General features: G+C 69.3%; 13 protein-coding genes. 8 read left to right on the forward strand and 5 right to left on the reverse strand.

Features of this window, described 5'->3' with window-relative positions; all coding sequences use genetic code 11:
* Positions 1-75 precede the first annotated feature (75 nt).
* Together GF068_RS01840 and moeB are read left to right on the forward strand one after the other, a co-directional pair.
* Entirely contained in the window at positions 76-1,656 is a 1,581-nt protein-coding gene (locus GF068_RS01840; protein ID WP_153817557.1) for a hypothetical protein, read from the forward strand.
* Positions 1,657-1,735: 79 nt separating this feature from the next.
* Positions 1,736-2,902 (forward strand): molybdopterin-synthase adenylyltransferase MoeB, encoded by a 1,167-nt coding sequence (gene moeB, locus GF068_RS01845; RefSeq protein WP_153817558.1) that lies wholly within the window; start codon positions 1,736-1,738, stop codon positions 2,900-2,902.
* Here the strand turns inward: moeB and GF068_RS01850 are convergent, their stop codons facing one another.
* Positions 2,903-3,232 (reverse strand): hypothetical protein, encoded by a 330-nt coding sequence (locus GF068_RS01850; RefSeq protein WP_153817559.1) that lies wholly within the window; start codon positions 3,230-3,232, stop codon positions 2,903-2,905. It abuts the gene before it with no gap.
* A gap of 172 nt (positions 3,233-3,404) precedes the next feature.
* Here GF068_RS01850 and GF068_RS01855 point away from each other — a divergent pair, with 172 nt between their 5' ends.
* The gene (locus GF068_RS01855) at positions 3,405-3,857 is read left to right on the forward strand and encodes a hypothetical protein (RefSeq protein WP_153817560.1); all 453 of its coding nucleotides are present in this window, start codon (positions 3,405-3,407) and stop codon (positions 3,855-3,857) included.
* 34 nt (positions 3,858-3,891) lie between these two features.
* On the forward strand, positions 3,892-4,908 hold the full coding sequence (locus tag GF068_RS01860; RefSeq protein WP_153817561.1) for a tetratricopeptide repeat protein: 1,017 nt from the start codon (positions 3,892-3,894) through the stop codon (positions 4,906-4,908).
* Between the two features lie 8 nt (positions 4,909-4,916).
* Here GF068_RS01860 and GF068_RS01865 read toward each other — a convergent pair whose 3' ends face one another.
* Positions 4,917-5,324 carry a PEGA domain-containing protein gene (locus tag GF068_RS01865; protein WP_153817562.1) on the reverse strand — a complete coding sequence of 136 codons (408 nt, stop codon included), beginning with the start codon at positions 5,322-5,324 and terminating at the stop codon, positions 4,917-4,919.
* Between the two features lie 168 nt (positions 5,325-5,492).
* Between GF068_RS01865 and GF068_RS43300 the strand changes: the two genes are divergently transcribed.
* The 3 genes from GF068_RS43300 (at position 5,493) to GF068_RS01880 (ending at position 8,178) form a co-directional block, all read left to right on the forward strand.
* Positions 5,493-6,593: an FxLYD domain-containing protein gene (locus tag GF068_RS43300; RefSeq protein ID WP_170319257.1), complete on the forward strand. Its 1,101-nt coding sequence runs from the start codon at positions 5,493-5,495 to the stop codon at positions 6,591-6,593.
* A gap of 2 nt (positions 6,594-6,595) precedes the next feature.
* Positions 6,596-6,808 (forward strand): hypothetical protein, encoded by a 213-nt coding sequence (locus GF068_RS01875; protein ID WP_153817563.1) that lies wholly within the window; start codon positions 6,596-6,598, stop codon positions 6,806-6,808.
* Positions 6,809-6,936: 128 nt separating this feature from the next.
* Complete coding sequence (locus GF068_RS01880) at positions 6,937-8,178, forward strand: hypothetical protein (RefSeq protein ID WP_153817564.1); 1,242 nt, start codon at positions 6,937-6,939, stop codon at positions 8,176-8,178.
* A gap of 609 nt (positions 8,179-8,787) precedes the next feature.
* On the opposite strand, the gene GF068_RS01885 is transcribed toward GF068_RS01880, so the two are convergent.
* Complete coding sequence (locus GF068_RS01885) at positions 8,788-9,858, reverse strand: AraC family transcriptional regulator (protein WP_153817565.1); 1,071 nt, start codon at positions 9,856-9,858, stop codon at positions 8,788-8,790.
* Between the two features lie 51 nt (positions 9,859-9,909).
* Between GF068_RS01885 and GF068_RS01890 the strand changes: the two genes are divergently transcribed.
* Complete coding sequence (locus tag GF068_RS01890) at positions 9,910-11,208, forward strand: monooxygenase (protein ID WP_153817566.1); 1,299 nt, start codon at positions 9,910-9,912, stop codon at positions 11,206-11,208.
* Positions 11,209-11,517: 309 nt separating this feature from the next.
* Here the strand turns inward: GF068_RS01890 and GF068_RS01895 are convergent, their stop codons facing one another.
* Positions 11,518-11,919, reverse strand: coding sequence for a hypothetical protein (locus GF068_RS01895; RefSeq protein ID WP_153817567.1), 402 nt, complete (start codon positions 11,917-11,919; stop codon positions 11,518-11,520).
* Between the two features lie 481 nt (positions 11,920-12,400).
* On the reverse strand, positions 12,401-14,284 hold the full coding sequence (locus GF068_RS01900; protein ID WP_153817568.1) for a sensor histidine kinase: 1,884 nt from the start codon (positions 14,282-14,284) through the stop codon (positions 12,401-12,403).
* Positions 14,285-14,287: the final 3 nt, after the last annotated feature.

The following is a 14,287-nucleotide window of genomic DNA, read 5'->3' on the forward strand; positions in this document are numbered from 1 at the left end:
AGATCGGTCAAGCCGAGAGGGAAAACCGGCTCGCGCGAGTTGACGATCGACGAGGCGCAATGGGAGAGTCCGCCCATGCGAACGAGCCTCCGCCATTTCACGAGCCCCTCGCGCCGCGTCGCGACGATCCTCGCGCGTTTCGCGGCCGTGGCCGCCATGGCCACGACCTTCGTCGCGTGCGGGCCTCCGCCCGCGCCCGCGAAGCCGCCCGAGAGCGCCGAGGAGCGCGCGGAGAAGGCCAAGATCGCCAGCGCCAAGCAGCTCATGGAGAAGGCCGACGAGGCCTACAACGCGAAGGACTTCGACGAGGCGCGCAAGCTCCTCGGCCAGGCCAACGACCTCCAGGTCGAGTCGCTGAGCTACCAGATCTCCGAGCAGCGCGAGAAGGTCGACAAGCGCCACGCCAAGCTCTGGGCGAACGAGGTCGAGCCCTCGCTGAAGGACGGCGACTGCAAGGGCGCGTTCAGCGAGATGGCGACGCCGATGCGGGACCTCGACAGCGAGGTCTTCGTCCGCGAGCTCCGGCGCCTCGTCGGCGCAGAGGCCCTCGCGTGCGTGCAGATGCGGGTCGACGAGGCCACGACGTCGGGCCAGTTCGCCAAGGCGCGCGCGCTCGTCGGCGCCGAGGACACGCAGACGGTGCTCGGCCCGGCGCAGCAGAAGAAGCTCCTGACCGAGGTCGACACGACGATCTTCGAGGCGAAGAAGGCCCAGCTCGACGAGCCGCTCAAGGCCGAGCGCTGGGCCGACGCCCTCGCGAAGATCGACGAGGCCGAGAAGGCGGGCGAGATCGGCGCGGAGGGCGCGAGGGGCCTGCTCGGCGTGGTGCGCGCGGCGATCACGCCCGAGATCGCGGGCATGGCGGCGCGGGCCGTGGGTCAGGGCCGCGAGGCGCCGAAGGCGCTCGAGGAGGTCGATCGGCTCATCAAGCTCGTGCGCTGGGAGATCATGGGCCCGGACGGGGCGCCCGTCGCCAAGGACAAGGCGGCGCCGGAGGTCGTGGCGAAGAAGCGCCAGGCCCTCGCGGTCTGGGTCGAGGCCCAGCGCGTGAAGATGAAGCCCGGCAAGAAGGCCGAGAAGCGCTGGGCGCACGGCAAGGTCGCGGTCCTGCCCCCGGCGAAGGCCGACGCCCCGTCGAAGCGGGATCTCGCGCCCGCGACCGAGGTATGGGTCCTCGGACAAACCAAGGACCTCGCGCTCGTCACGGACGTCGATCCGGCCGGGGCCTCGCTCGACGTGCAGCTCGAGCGTACCGTGGGCTGGGCGCCTCTCGCGCGGCTCGCCCCGAAGAACACGACCGAGTGGATCCCGCCGGACGATCAGCTCGTCGGCACGCGCGTCTGGGCCCCGCTCCGCCCGGGCGAGAAGAACCTCGAGCTCGGCACGGTCTCGGCCGTGAAGGGGCAGGACGTCACGGTCAAGCGCCTCGCCGACGACAAGGAGATCGTCGTCAAGCGCCCGACCTTGCGGCTCGGCCGCCTCGTGCCCGGCGCGAAGCTCGTGGCGTTCTGCCAGGCCAAGACGCAGATCGTCACGCTGGAGGAGGTCCTGCCCGATCAGCGCACGGTGAAGCTCGTCTGCGAGGGCGGCCTGCGCAAGGACGAGGTCCTGCCTGGCCTGCGCGCGCGCCCCGAGGACCTGCCCGCTCCCAAGTGAGAGGCCTCCCGGTCGGCATGCGTTATCCTTGACGACGCGACGCGTCCGAACGACGAACACGTCGCCAGCGAGGAGCCGCATGCCGACGACCTACACCGACCTGATCGCCGAGATCCGCAAGACCGTCACGATCGTGTCTCTCGAGGAGATCAAGCGCCGCATCGAGGCGCGCGAGCCGATGGTGCTCGTCGACGTGCGCGAGAAGGAAGAGCACCGCGCCGGCTACATCCCGGGCGCGCTCAGCGTCCCGCGTGGCTTCCTCGAGATGCAGATCGAGCAGAAGGTCCCCGACAAGAGCGCGACCGTCGTCCTCTACTGCGCCGGCGGCACGCGCTCGGCGCTCGCCGCGAAGACCCTGCTCGAGCTCGGCTACACGCGCGTCGAGAGCGCGAACCCCGGCTTCGTGCGCTGGAAGGATCTCGGTTATCCGATGGAGACCCCGCCCCAGCTCACGGAGGCGCAGCGGGATCGGTACTCGCGCCACCTGCTGCTCCCCGAGGTCGGCGAGGCGGGGCAAGCCAAGCTGCTCGGCTCGAAGATCCTCCTCCTCGGCGCCGGCGGCCTCGGCAGCCCCGCCGCGCTCTACCTCGCCGCCGCGGGTGTCGGCACGATCGGCCTCGTCGACGCCGACGTCGTCGACGCCTCGAACCTGCAGCGGCAGATCATGCACGCCACCTCGCGCGTCGGCATGCCGAAGGTCGACAGCGGCGAGCAGACGATCCGCGATCTCAACCCCGACGTGCGTGTCGTGAAGTTCGAGGAGCGGCTCACGAGCCACAACGTCGAGCGTATCTTCCGCGACTTCGACGTCATCGTGGACGGCTGCGACAACTTCCCCACGCGTTACCTCGTGAACGACGCCTCCGTGTGGATGAAGAAGCCCGTCGTGCACGGCTCGATCTTCCGCTTCGAGGGTCAGGTCACGACCTTCCACCCCGCGGCCGGCGGCCCTTGTTATCGTTGCCTCTACCCCGAGCCGCCTCCGCCGCACCTCGCGCCGAGCTGCCAGGAGGCCGGCGTCCTCGGCGTGCTGCCGGGCCTCGTGGGTACGATCCAGGCGACCGAGGCGATCAAGATCCTGCTCGGCCAGGGCAGCCCCCTCGTGGGTCGCCTGCTCACCTACGACTCGCTGCGCATGAAGTTCGGCGAGCTCAAGCTCCGCAAGGACAAGACCTGCCCCGTCTGCGGCCCCGAGCCGACGATCACGAGCTACATCGACTACGAAGGTTTCTGCAACCTGGGCTAGTCACGACGACCCGTACGAGGCGACGACGTCCCTCGGCGGACGCTCGATCGCCTCGATCCGGCTCGTCACGATCTGCCGGCTCGCGTCGGCGCTCGTCGCGAACCAGATCGCGTCTCCCACCGCGGGCCTGTCGATCCGCGGGATCACCCCGCCGTTCGCGAACAGCCGCACCCCACCCTCCATCTTCAGCGAGACCGCCACGTGCGCCGGGACGAACCTCCCCGTCCGCCGGTCCCGCACCGCCACGCAGACTCCGTCGCACAGGTGGTACTCCGTGTTGCGCGTGACGTAGACGCGGTGCTTGCGACGATCGACGCCCGGGTATTCCATCTCGGCTCCCTCCTCGTCCCGGCAACCTCGCATCCCTCGCGCCGGACGGCCAAATTCGTGGGGGTTCGCGCACGATCCTGCCGAGGCACGGATCACCCCGGGCGCGCAAGTAACCTCGCGATCGCTCCAGGTTTTTCGATCCCGAACCGCTTGATCTCTACGATCGCGGACGATGACTCGCCCACCCCTTCCGCGCCCCGGCCTCGTCAAGGCGGGCCCGGGGCCCCTCGTCCGGCGCCGCAACCTCGAGCTCGTCGCCGCCGAGGACGGCCCGGTCCGCGCCATGGTCGAGGCCGCGGACATCGTGAGCGAGGGCATGCCCCTCGCCGAGGGGGACGGCGTCGTCTACTACGGCTCGACGAGCGTGCTTTTGCTCGCGCGGTCCCGCGGTGGCACGCTGCCCGATCCCGACCTCGCGCAGATGGCCGCGCTGCTCGCGTGTGATCCGCACCTCCGCCTCCGCGCGCTCCGCATCGCGCGGCGGGAGGCGTGTACACGCGTGCAGGGGGAGCTCGGCCCTTTGCGCGCCGAGATCGACGTCCGCGCCTCCACGGCCGGCGTCGTCGTGCTGGTCGACGTCGTCGCCGTCGTACATGCCTCCGCCGCGAGCGGCGCGTCGCGCTAAGCTCGCACCTCGCTCCTCGCGACCTCGAAGCACCATGAACAACAAAGAACGCCGCGACCCTGACGAGAGCAAGGTCATCCACGTGATCTTCGGTCCCGGCGGTGGGCGCGTGGCCGAGCCGCCGAAGCGCCTACCCGAGCCTCCCGAGCCGCGCCTGACCGCGGCGCTGCCCGGCGCGTGTGAACCCGTGAGCGACATGTTCACCGGCACCGAGGTGATTCGCCTCCTCGGCATCTCCCCGGGCCGCCTGCGCTCCCTCGACCGCGCGGGCATCGTCTCGCCGAGTGGTCGTCGCAAGGGCCGCCGCGCCTACACGTTCTCGGACGTCATCGCGTTACGCGCCGCGCGTGATCTGCTCGCGCGCAAGGTGCGCCTTCGTGACGTCGCGCGCGCCGTCGAGAACATCCGCGGCGCGCTCCCCAAGGTCACGCGCCCGCTCGCCGAGCTGCGTATCGTCTCCGATGGCCAGCGCGTCGTCGTGAAGAGCGCGGCGGGCACGTTCGAGCCGCTCACCGGGCAGATGGTGCTCGACTTCGACGTGAAGTCGCTCCGTGACGACGTCGTGCGTGTCCTGCGCCCGATGGTCGGTCGTGATCGCGCCAAGACCGCGTACGAGATCTACGTCCGCGCCAGCCAGCTCGACGAGAACCCGCAGACGATGAGCGAGGCCGAGGAGCTCTACCGTCGCGCGCTCGAGATCGATCCGTGGCTCGCCATCGCCTACACGAACCTCGGCAACATCTGCTTCCGTCGTGGTGACGAGGCGCAGGCCGAGACGCTCTACCGCCGCGCGCTCGAGATCGATCGCAAGCAACCCGAGGCGCAGTACAACCTCGGCTACGTGATGCTCGAGCGTGGGTACGCCGCGCAGGCCGTCGAGTTCTTCCGCGGCGCCATCGAGAACGATCCGCGCTTCGCCGACGCGTACTTCAACCTCGCGATGGCCTACGAGCAGGTCGGCGAGAGCGCGAAGGCGAGGCCGTGCTGGCGCAAGTACCTCGAGATCGAACCCACGGGCACGTGGGCCGAGATCGCCCGCCGTCACCTGTAAAAGAAGCGCTACTGCTCGCGGATCTTCGGCGCGTGATCGAGCTTCACCGTCTGGTGATCCCCCGGCGAGACGTTCACGGTCATCGTCCGGTTGCCCTCGGCCGGATCGAGGAACGTCACGTCGTGGCTGCCCATCTTCACGCGGTAGTTCGTGAGCGGCGTCTTTCCGATCGGCTCGCCGTCGAGCAGCACCTCTTGCGGGGGATCCGAGAGGATGTCGAGCGTCCCCGAGTCCTCCACGACCTCCTCGCCTTGCCCCGGATCCTCGTCCGGAGGCGCGGGCTTCACGGCCGCCGTCTCGGGGCCGGCCCCGCCCTCGGCGGCCCCTCCGCAGCCGAGCGCGCCGCCTCCGGCGAACGCGAAGACCAAGGAAATCGCGAGGATGTTGCGGGTCACCTTCCGCGTCTTGGTTGTCATGAGGGCCCATCGTAGCAGCCACGCGGCCCCGGCCCGGCCGATCCTGTTCGTCTCGCTTGGATCCGTTTGCCCGTCCTTCCCCATTTTGCGGCATACTCCCGCGCCATGACCGAGCACACGACGGGAGAGCCGCACATGGCAAATGGATTCGGACCTGGAGGCGGCGGTATGCCCCCTCCGGCCCCGCCTCCGGGCGGAGGTGGTGACAATTTCGGTGGACCTCCGCCCGGCGGCTTCGGCGGGCCTCCCGGCGGCGGCGGTTACGGCGGGCCTCCCGGCGGGCCCCCCGGCGGCTTCGGCGGACCTCCCGGCGGCGGACCTCCCGGCGGCGGCGGCTTCGGCGGCCCTCCCGGCCCCGGCGGGCCTCCCGGCCCCGGCGGCTACGGTCCTCCTCCCGGCGGCGGGTACGGTCCTCCCCCCGGCGGCCAGTTCGGTGGTCCTCCGATGGGTGGTCCTCCCATGGGCGGGCCCATGATGCCCCAGCAGAAGAAGGGCCCGAACGTCGGCCTGATCATCGGCCTCGGCTGCGGCGGTCTGTTCCTCCTCGGCATCATCGGCGCGGTGTTCTTCTTCTGGTACGCGGCGAAGAAGACCACCGAGGCGATCGCGGCGATCCCGCTCGACTCGGCGAACCCGAACGGCCCGACGCTCGGCGACCTCAACGACATCGCCAAGCCCCCCAAGGATGGCGACCTCAAGGCCGAGCTCAAGGATCTGCGCCACTACAAGGCCCAGTACGGCAAGACGATCCACTTCGTCGGCGAGATCCACAACGTCGGCAAGGACCCGCTCGGCTTCCCCAACGTCAAGGTGACGTTCTTCGACGAGGGCAACACCGCGATCGACAGCGGCACCTGCTCGAGCCTCATCCGCGAGCTCGCGCCGGGCGAGAAGGTCCCCTGCACGTTCTCGCTCTACAAGACCACGAAGTGGGCCTCGTACAAGACCGAGGTCAAGCCGCTGCGCCCGCTCTTCACGAACAAGGCCGCGAAGCTCAAGATCTCGGACACCAAGTTCACGGCCAAGAAGGGCTTCAACCCCCACCAGGTCGAAGGCAAGATCACGAACGAGAGCGCGTACAAGGCGAAGAGCGTCTGGGCCCTCGTCTCGCTCTACGACAAGGAAGGCAAGATCTGCGGCGCCGATCAGGCGCTCGTCGCGGGCAACGACCTCGACGCCGGCGCGGGCGGCATCTTCACGGCGAAGATCTACAACGTCGCCGCCCCGCCCGACACCTTCCGCGTCCTCGCCGTCGGCTACAGCGAGTGACCATGAGCGACGTCGGATCCGCGCGCCGCGCGAAAGAGCAGCTCAAGAACGACATCGGCGCCGAGCCCTTCTGCGCCGGCGTCGGCGTCGAGCGCGAAGACGGCATCGGGTTCGTCGTGCGCGTCAGCGTTCGCCCCGGAACACTCGCCGAAGCAAAGGCCCGCGTGCCCGCGCGTGTCGGCGACGTCGTCGTCAAGCTCGTCGAAAACGACTGACGTTTCGGACGAACACCGCCGCGCGCGGACGTTCGTCTCCCCTCTCCTTCCCCCTCCGTTTCTTTTGCGCGCACGCCGTGACCCGAATCGGGGACCCACGCGCGCCGAACCGTGTAAATTCACGCATCGTGAACGCGCTGAACCTCTCCCGGAGGCTCGCATCCCGCATCGTCGAGGGCCTCAAGGGTCGAGGCCGCATCCTCGTCGTCAAGGGCGGGACCGCCGCCCTCGTGCGCGCCGTCGACGATGCCATGTCGGGTTACGTCGAGCCGCTCGCCGAGCGCGCCCTCCACGCCCAAGCCCTCGGCGAAGACCCGGCCACGCGCGAAGCGCTCTCGAGGCTCACAGGCCACGTCACGCAAGCGCTGCTCGCCTCCGAGCACCTCGAAGACGTCTTCGCCGATCGCAGCGTGGTCGAGCGCGAGGTGCTCGACGCCGCACGCCTGGCCCTGCACGAAGCAAGCGCCACGCAAGGCGAAGCCGTCGTCCGCGTGGAGCTCGATCTGCTCGGCTACGTCGCCGCGACCGCAGGCAAACGCGCGCGCCCCGAGTCACTCGTACGAGCCCTCGAGCGCGCCGGTCACGTCGCAGGCGCGCGCCTGCAGACCTACGACCCCGCCCAGCGCGAAGCCGTCTTCCACCCCGAGCCGCCGGCCAACCCGGACCTGCACCTCGAGCTCGAAGAAGCCGTCGCCGACGAGCTCTGCGCGCTGGTCGAGCAAGGCGCCGTGGAGCTGCCGACGCTCGAACGCACCGCGCCGCTCACCCACGAGGTCAGCCCCTCGGAGCGCGCACGCCTGACGCGCCTCATCGATCGCGCCGCGACACGCACACTGCGCCGCACAGGCAACACAGCCACCTGGGCGATCCCGGACGGCCGCAGCGTTCGTATCGTCTACACGCCCCTCTCGGAGCTAGACGCGCGCGACGTCGACATCCACGTCGCCGCCTTCGTCGCCGAGCTGAACACGCTGCTCGCCGACGCAGGCGCGCCCCCCATCACGAGCCAACCCGCGCCCCCCGCCGCAGCCGAGCCGCCCAAACACGCAGACGGCAACGGCGCCGTCCAGGAAGCCGAGCCCGCCGCGGAAGAAGCCGCCCTCTCGGAGCCCGCCCCGAAGCCCACCCGCGCCCGCGCGACCACGAAGCGATCCCCCCGCTCGACAAAGCGCACGCCCACAGGCACACGCGCCGCCGCAACACGCACGACGACAAAGAAGCGCGCCCCCGCGAAGCGCGCGACGAAGGCCGGCGCGGCCGAAGAAGCCACGCGCAAGAAGGCCACGAAGGCAACAACAAAGAAACGAGCGCTGCCCGCGACCACGAAGAAGGCGCGGACGACGAAGCCACGCGCGACGAAGAAGAGGTAGAAGGCAGCGTGGAGCCGGGGCGCCGCCCCGGACCCCGCGGGGGGCTGTCCGCCCCCTCGACCCCGGACCAGGCACGGCCTGGACCGAAAGTGGAGGAACTGCGCGATGCGCAGTTCCTCCAGCAGGCCCGTTGGCAAGACCAGGCCGCGTTGATGCCAGCCGAGCCGGCATGGCCGCACCCGCCCCCGGAGCGAAGGCAAGCACGTCCGCCTCGAAGGCAAGCACGTCCGCCTCGAAGGCAAGCGCATCCGCCTCGAAGGCAAGCGCATCCGCCTCGAAGGCAAGCGCATCCGCCTCGAAGGCAAGCGCATCCGCCTCGAAGGCAAGCGCATCCGCCTCGAAGGCAAGCGCGTCCGCCTCGAAGGCAAGGTCCACGGCCTCGAAGGCAAGGTCCACGGCGTCGAAGGCAAGGTCCCCGGCGTCGAAGGCATGCTCTCCGGCGTCGAAGGCATGCTCTCCGGCGTCGAAGGCATGCTCTCCGGCGTCGAAGGCATGCTCTCCGGCGTCGAAGGCAAGGATCGAAGCCTCGCGGGCGACGGATGGCCCCGATGCCGCGCCACGGTTCTGCGTGCCCTGATCGACGAGGGTCGCCATTTCGATGGCGTGTATTCAGGAGCGCCGCAGCTCCGACGGCGTCCGGCCCGTGTGGCGCTTCAGCGCGCGACGCAACGAGCGCGCGTCCGACAAACCGATACGCTCGGCGATGTCGTCGATATCGACCCCAGGCCGTTGCAGGAGCTCCAGCGCCCACTCGCACCGGACATGCGAGAGGAGCGCGGAGAAACGCACCCCATCCTCGGCCAGGCGCCGCTGCAAGGTGCGGCCCGTCATACCGAGGCTCTGCGCCACGCGGTCGAGCGACGCCTCCTCGCCACGCCAGAGCGCCTCTTGCAGGCCCTGCCACACCACGGCCGTGAGATCCGGCCCGCCCCGCGCCTCGATCACCGCCTCGGCCTGCCGCCGCAGGAACGCCAGGAGGCCCGCGTCAGCACCCTGGTTCCGGAGATCGAGCACGGACGCGGGAAAAACAATCTCCACGAGCGGCACCCCGAAGCGCAGATCACGCGTCCCCAGGAGCTCCACATGCGCGCTCGTGTCCGCAGGCGCGTCGTGCGGGAAGCTCACCTGGACGGCCTTGATCGCCAGGCCCGTGAAGCGCCGGAGCAGCACGATACAGGCGCCCACGCCCGCCTCGACGAAATGGCGAGACGCGGGCGGATCACGCGGGGAGTGGGTGCGCGTCAGGTGGAGCTGGCCCTGCTCGTCGATGAATTGCCAGAGGCTCGCCGGCCCGGCGAGCAGGCGGCGATTATAATCGGTCCCGACCGCCAGGGCCTCGCGAACATGGGTCACGCTCATCCCCAGCAAGCCGGGGAGGGCCATCCAGCTCGGCTCGGCCTCGCGGGCCAGATGCAGGCCGAGGTTATCGTCTTCGCTCCGCGCGCAGATCTCCTCCACGATCCTGTGCGCCCCCTCCTTCGGGACCCTGGCCGTGAGATCGTCGATCGCGGGCCGACGCACGCCGTGGCGCGCGCACAGCGCCGTGAGCTCCTGCTCGGACCAGCCGGTCCGCGCCGCGTGCCGGAGGAACGGCGATAACAAGGTGGCCGGGCAGGTCACCGCGGCGGGCCCTTGGACCCAGGGGGCGTCCTGTCGCGATCTGTCCGCAGGTTGTCGCATGGGGTCCTTGGATCATGGCACATCGCCGCGGATGATCGCCACGTGGAGGACATGATGAAACGTCACCGATTCGCAATCCCCTCGCTCCTCACGCTCGCCTGCATCGCCGGCTGCGGCGACAGCGCCGAGGATCCACGAGGGACGCCGATCACGACCGCACCGACGTATTACAAGGACATCGCTCCGCTCGTGAACGAGCAATGCGCCGGCTGCCATCAGGAGGGCCAAATCGGGCAATTCTCGCTGCTCGACGCGTCGACCGCGGCGAAGATGGCGCAAGCGATGGCGGCGGCCACCAAGGCCCGCACCATGCCGCCGATGCCCGTGAACAACGATGGCTCGTGCAATACATACAAAAACGCGCGATGGCTGAGCGATGAGGAGATCTCCCTCTTCGAGCGCTGGGCAGCCGCGGGGGCGCCGCTCGGCGACGCGGCGGACGCGCCGCCGCCGCCCGTGGACGACGCGCCCAAGATGACGGGAGAGGTGGCGGCGTTCGACCTCGGCGTGGACTACACGCCTCATCCGAAGGACGACCAGCCGGACGATTACCGTTGCTTCATCGTGGATCCGGGGCTCGCCAAGGACGTGTTCATCACGGGATATGACATCCAGCCGGGCAACGCGCGGGTGGTGCACCACGTGGCGCTCTTCTCGCTGCCGAACGCGGACGTCGAGGCGGCCGCAGCGGCGCTGGACGCGGCGGAAGAGGGGCCGGGCTACACGTGTTTTGGCGCCCCAGGGGTCCCGGCTTCGGTGCTCGGGGCGTGGGCCCCCGGGACCGGCGCGACGCTGTTCCCGGCAGGGACGGGGATCCGTTATGGCGGCGGGAGGAAACTCATCGTGCAGATGCATTACAACGTGCCGGTCACGGGCGGGCCGTTCACGGATCGGTCGACGATGAAGCTCCAGATCAGCGAGGATCCCGGGCTCACGCCGGCGCGCTTCCAGCCGATCCTGACGACCGAGCTCTCACTGCCGCCGGGGGACACGCACGCGGAGGCCACGGCGGCGGTGTCGCTGTCGGCGCTGGCAGAGAAGCTCAACCTGCCTCCATTCGAGGGATTCAGGTTGTGGGGGATGCTCCCGCACATGCACCTGGCAGGGCGGACGTTGCGATCGGTGGCGACGGCGCCGGGCGGGGAGGAGCAATGCCTGATGGACGTGGATCGGTGGGATTTCCACTGGCAGGACGTGTGGTGGAACGAGACGCCCATCGATATCGGCGTGGAGAGCACGATCCAGATGCGCTGCAGTTACGATACACGCGGGCGGGTGCAGCCGACCGTGTACGGCGAGGGGACGAACGACGAGATGTGTATGGGCGTGCTTTATGTGACGATGTACTGAGAGGGTATTCCACAGGCACAGGCCTCACCCACCCCTCTGGCAGGCGCAGAGCCGGGGCGCCGCCCCGGACCCCGCGGGGGCTACGCGCCCCTCGACCCGCGCCAGGGCAAGCCCTGGACCGGGGGTTGAAAAACTGCGCTCCGCGCAGTTTTTCAACCAGGCCGGCGAACAGGCCGGGTTGCCAGCAGAACCAGCAGCGCGGCTGTCTTGGTGGGCAACGCCGCTGCCGGTCTTGTTACGCACCGGAAATACGGGTTCATCGTCCCGTCCTTCGAGCGCGCCTCTGAAGGTTGACCGCTTTCGCGAAGCTTATGGCGCTTTCGGGCTGGGGGCGTCCGGCGTGCTCTCCTTGGGGGCATTCGGCTCGTTCGGCTCCTTCGCGCCCTCGGCCTTGGGCGCGGCTTTCTTGTCGGTCCTTTCGACGCGAATGGGAATGGTGGCGATGGTCTGCCGGTCAGCGGTTCGAGCCGACAAAGTGGTCTCGATACAATCCGGACCTTCCCCGTGATCTTCCCGATGGTCCATGATCCAGAACTCCACGTTTTCGCCGTACCACTTACCCTGGTAGATGGGGATGATTTGATCGGGGGGGATGGGCGAAAATATATAATCGAAGTGAAAATACCGCTGGGGCTCCGTCTTTCCGCAGGTGTGCAGCCCATCGTAGTCCAGCGCGTACCATCCCGCTCGTCGTGAATCGATGCGGAACATGCTCTGCGTCGCGCTCAGCAGCAGGCGACCTTTGATGATGCGCCCATCATACGACTCCGGACGAAATTCGAGGACGCCCCCGCGGGGAGGCGCTTGGGGTTGCACCGCCTGGGTGGACGAGGCGCACGCCGTGGCCAAGAACAAGAACCCCAGAAACGCCGTTCGTTCGACTAGTTGTTGCATGAAACCACTCCGTTGTTTCCGGGTACGCCAAACCCATCGAGATGATGCCAACCGCAGGCGTGGGCCAATTCGTGAACCATATTCTTCGTCTGACAGTCAGCTAGCGAAGGGGTTATAGCCTTCGCAAGCGGCGAGCCCACCTACGAGCACACCGGAACAGAGCCCTCCCAAGAACAGCGCGCCCACCTTGCCAAGGGGAAAGCGTCTCACGTGCATTACACCTACACGAGGCGCAATCGGGTGTCAACGTGGGCAGCCAGCGCGGCAGCATCTCCCACGCCCCCCCTCGCCCGCCTCCTCAAACCGGCAACGAGAATCGGAAGACGCTGCCGACGCCGAGCTCGCTCTCCACCCAGATACGGCCGCCGTGCGCCTCGACGAGCTGCTTCGTGATGAACAGCCCGAGCCCGAGCCCCTCATGAGAGCGCGCGCCCGCCGCCCGCCAGAAGCGCTCGAAGACGTGTGGCAAATCCACCCGCGAGATGCCTGTCCCGCGGTCGGCCACGCTCACGATGATCACGTCCCCGCAGAGCTCCGCGCCCACGGTGATTGGCGAACCGGCGGGCGCGTATTTGAGCGCATTCGAGATCAGGTTCGACAGGATCCGCTCGAGCCGCGCCGGATCCGCGGAGATGGCAGGTAGGCCTTCGGGGACGTGCACGGCCACGCGAGGCGCGTCTTCACCTGCGATGCGGTCGACGAGCTCGGTCACGAACGCGGCCATGGACAGCTCGCGCTTGTCGAGCCGGACCTCCCCCGCTTCGAGCCTCACCGACTCGAGCAATTCGTCGAGCATCGTCGCCATCCCCCGGCCGCTCGAGACGATCGCCTCGGCGCAACGCCGCGCCTCCTCGTGCCCGGGCTCGCCCGCGGAGATGCGCAGGAGACGCTGGGCGCGTAACACGATCACGCTGAGCGGCGCCCGGAGATCGTGCGTGATGACCCGCAACATGTCCTCCCGGTACTCCTCCGCGCGCTTGCGCTCGGTGATGTCTCGAATCAGGAGGGCGAGCTCATTTGGCTGCAGCGGCACGACCCTCGCCTCGTACCACCGGGCTTCGCCGCCCCCGGACTCGCGGTATTCGATTGTGACGAGGGATCGGAGCTTCTTCACCTCGTCGATGCTGGCCTGCAAATGGCTCCGGGTCTGCGGCCCGAACGCGTCCTCGAGCCGCCTGCCGATGAGACGATCGATGGCCACGTCCCGTCTCCGACCCGACCTCGCGTCGAGGATCGTGCCCCCGGCGTCGAGCCGGAAGTACAGGTCGGGCAGGGCCTTGAAGATCGCCGAGAGCTCCGAGAGCCTCCGGATGACGTGCTCCTCGGCGTGCTTGCGTCGCGTCACGTCCTGCATCGCCAGGAGGGCCCTCGTGATCTTCGCAGAGGGGTCGCGCAGCGGCACCGCGTGCATCTCGACGACCCGGAACGTCCCGTCGGGCTGCTGGATCAGGATCTCCTCGCCCCGCACGCGCGCGCCGCGCCGGAGCGCGCGCGCCGCCGGCAGCTCGGCCGGCGGACAGAGAGAGCCGTCGGGCCGGTGGAGCCACGGAGCGCGGTCGCTGAAACACGAGCCGAGGATGGGTCGACCGTAAAACTCCAGGGCCCGGGTGTTCGTGTAGGTGATGCGCCCGTCCTCGCCCTCGATGATGACGATACCCGCCGGCGTCGTGTCGAGCACGGCGGCGAGCTCTCGCCGCGCGGCCTCGGCAGCCTCGAGCGCGCTCGCGAGCTCTTCGATCCGGTCGGCATGGGCGACGGCGACGGCCGTCCGATCCGCCAGCGCCGAGAGCAGGTATGTCGCGTCGTCCTCGGAGCACGCGTGGGCAGGCTGCCGCTCGGCGCGACGAGCGACGGCGAGGACACCACGAATCACTTGCCGGTCGAGAATGGGGACGGCGAGCAGCCAATCCCCCGGCCGGAAGCCGCCCACCTCCCGCAGCGCGTCCATGATGTGCTCGTCCAGGGGGGCGCGAAAGAGCCGCGCCCACTCCGGGTCGACGCCCACCGACGCAGCGATGGTCGCCTCTCCCGCGTCGCTCGGGACCAGCACGAGCGCGGCGTCCGCGTCGACGAGCGAGGCGGCTTTCTCGGCCGCCAGGGTGACGATCTCGTGGTGACCCTGCGCGGCCGAGACGGCGTTGCCGGCGGCGATGAGCTCACGGAGGGCTCTCTCGTCGACCATGGC

Origin of the sequence: Polyangium spumosum (assembly GCF_009649845.1) — a bacterium.
GTDB classification, from domain to species: Bacteria; Myxococcota_A; Polyangia; order Polyangiales; family Polyangiaceae; genus Polyangium; species Polyangium spumosum.

What these genes read in the sequence shown, in the direction of transcription:
- GF068_RS01850 (WP_153817559.1), bottom strand. Translation starts at nt 3,232, where the DNA reads ATGGAATACCCGGGCGTCGATCGTCGCAAGCACCGCGTCTACGTCACG.
- GF068_RS01860 (WP_153817561.1), top strand. Translation starts at nt 3,892, where the DNA reads ATGAACAACAAAGAACGCCGCGACCCTGACGAGAGCAAGGTCATCCAC.
- GF068_RS01900 (WP_153817568.1), bottom strand. Translation starts at nt 14,284, where the DNA reads ATGGTCGACGAGAGAGCCCTCCGTGAGCTCATCGCCGCCGGCAACGCC.
- moeB (WP_153817558.1), top strand. Translation starts at nt 1,736, where the DNA reads ATGCCGACGACCTACACCGACCTGATCGCCGAGATCCGCAAGACCGTC.
- GF068_RS01840 (WP_153817557.1), top strand. Translation starts at nt 76, where the DNA reads ATGCGAACGAGCCTCCGCCATTTCACGAGCCCCTCGCGCCGCGTCGCG.
- GF068_RS01885 (WP_153817565.1), bottom strand. Translation starts at nt 9,858, where the DNA reads ATGCGACAACCTGCGGACAGATCGCGACAGGACGCCCCCTGGGTCCAA.
- GF068_RS01895 (WP_153817567.1), bottom strand. Translation starts at nt 11,919, where the DNA reads ATGTTCCGCATCGATTCACGACGAGCGGGATGGTACGCGCTGGACTAC.
- GF068_RS01865 (WP_153817562.1), bottom strand. Translation starts at nt 5,324, where the DNA reads ATGACAACCAAGACGCGGAAGGTGACCCGCAACATCCTCGCGATTTCC.
- GF068_RS01875 (WP_153817563.1), top strand. Translation starts at nt 6,596, where the DNA reads ATGAGCGACGTCGGATCCGCGCGCCGCGCGAAAGAGCAGCTCAAGAAC.
- GF068_RS01855 (WP_153817560.1), top strand. Translation starts at nt 3,405, where the DNA reads ATGACTCGCCCACCCCTTCCGCGCCCCGGCCTCGTCAAGGCGGGCCCG.
- GF068_RS01890 (WP_153817566.1), top strand. Translation starts at nt 9,910, where the DNA reads ATGATGAAACGTCACCGATTCGCAATCCCCTCGCTCCTCACGCTCGCC.
- GF068_RS43300 (WP_170319257.1), top strand. Translation starts at nt 5,493, where the DNA reads ATGCCCCCTCCGGCCCCGCCTCCGGGCGGAGGTGGTGACAATTTCGGT.